The following is a 1,897-nucleotide window of genomic DNA, read 5'->3' as shown; positions in this document are numbered from 1 at the left end:
AATCCGAGGACAGAAGTCCGAACGATCAAACCAAATCAAGAGGTTTGTAGTGATGACTTCTGTCCTTATCCAAATCCGAGGACAGAAGTCCGAACGATCGCACTAATGGGCGAGCATTACAGCGATCGCCCGATCGCCCTCACTGTAATTCTCGCAAGGTAGGAATTAAATACTGTGTCAAAGTAAAGGCATCTACACCTAATTCTGTCCGTTCTTTGGCTGCGGCGATTCCGGCTTGAGCGTGCCACCACGCTGCTGTTACTGCCACTTCTTGGGGGGGGGATTTACGGGCGATCGCACTTGCTAACAATCCCCCTAACAAGCCGGTGAGAACGTCGCCGCTGCCGCCTCTGGCGAGGGCTGGGGTGCTTTCGGGATTGAGATAGGTAAGGGTACGTGAAGCGTAGCTATCCCCTAGGGAATCGCCGTCATCCTCCTTCCAACTTATGCAAACTCTGGCTCCTTTGAGCAATACTGTTGCACCGCAAAGCTCTGCCGCTGCTTGAGTTGCGGCAATTCGATCGCCGCTGAGGCCGGCTAATTCGGGAAACAAACGCTTAAATTCGCCCGGGTGAGGGGTGATAATTGTCACTGCTCGGCGTTCCGACAAAATGGGAACTGTGCCGAGTTGACCGAGGATATTTAAACCGTCGGCATCTAAAACCAGAGGTCGATCGCACTCCAGTACAGATTCTACAGCGATCGCGGCTTCCAATGTCAGACCTGGCCCTGTGGCGATCGCATCGTAGCTACCCAAATCAATTGCTACCGGCAACTCCTTAATGCCACCGTTTGGGGTTTCGGGACATCCTATAACTAATGCCTCTGGTAAATGACTGCTCAACATCGGTTTAATCGACTCAGGGACGGCAATTGACAGCATTCCGACTCCGCTGGCTCTTGCTCCCAATGCGGCTAAAATTGCGGCTCCGCTGTAACGGGCCGAACCTGCAATAATTAGTAAGTGACCGTTGGTGTATTTGTGCGAAATTGGCGATCGGGGTAATGGTAAATGCTGAATTGCCGATGCTTTAGTAATGCGTTGTATTGCTGGAAAATTGCCCAATATCGCTGCAATATCTGCAACGGGAATATCAAAATCAATTAATTCTGACTTACCAATATATTCTAAAGCTTTGTCTTGTAGAAAAGCCATTTTCCACAATCCCAAACATAATGTATGTTTTGCCCGGATTGCCGTACCCAATACAGCCCCAGTATCTGTATTGATTCCCGACGGAATGTCTATACTAAAAATCGGGATGTTTAAATTATTGATTTCATCAATCGCGGCGGCTGTGGGGTTAGTGATTTCTCGTTCTAACCCAAAACCAAATAAACCATCTACGAGAAAGTCGCAGTTTTTCAGCGGTTCGATGTTCTCAACAAATGGAATATTTAAAGAACGCGCATAATCAGCGTGACTTTTGGTAAGTTCTTTGAGTTTAGAAAATGGGCAGTAAATAACTACTGGGAATCCTTTAAAGTGCAATTCGCGGGCCACAACCAAAGCATCGCCGCCGTTATGTCCCGGCCCAACTAACACCCCAATAGCTGGGAATTGAGAATTAACAATCTTTAGCCCTTCACCGCTTTTCCTTCTATACGTTACATCCGTTTCATCCGTTTCAAAATCCGTTGCCGAACTTCCCTCTTCCCTCAAAAGCACCTGAATGCGTCTAGAAATCAGGAGTGCAACTTTTTCCATTAAAGCTGCTACGGGCATTCCAGCCGCAAAGATTCTGTTTTCTATTTGCCGCATTTGGTCGGCGGTGACAACAAATTTTTGAATAGTCATAAGAAGAAGGAAGAAGGAAGAAGGAAGAAGGAAGAAGGAAGAAGGAAGAAGGAAGAAGGAAGAAGGAAGAAGGAAGAAGGAAGAAGGAAGAAGGAAGAA

The 1,897-nt window shown here is 47.3% G+C and carries 1 protein-coding gene; it reads right to left on the bottom strand.

Annotated features, from left to right (window positions below; genetic code table 11):
* Positions 1 to 139 precede the first annotated feature (139 nt).
* Complete coding sequence (locus JGK11_RS32340; protein ID WP_293187065.1) at positions 140 to 1,798, bottom strand: NAD(P)H-hydrate dehydratase; 1,659 nt, start codon at positions 1,796 to 1,798, stop codon at positions 140 to 142.
* Positions 1,799 to 1,897 lie beyond the last annotated feature (99 nt).

It is taken from the genome of Microcoleus sp. PH2017_34_RAT_O_A (genome assembly GCF_020737885.1).
GTDB lineage: Bacteria > Cyanobacteriota > Cyanobacteriia > Cyanobacteriales > Microcoleaceae > Microcoleus.
This window is presented reverse-complemented; position numbering and strand designations above follow the sequence as displayed.

Coding starts and splice junctions, on each gene's coding strand:
- JGK11_RS32340 (WP_293187065.1), bottom strand. CDS start 1,798: ATGACTATTCAAAAATTTGTTGTCACCGCCGACCAAATGCGGCAAATA.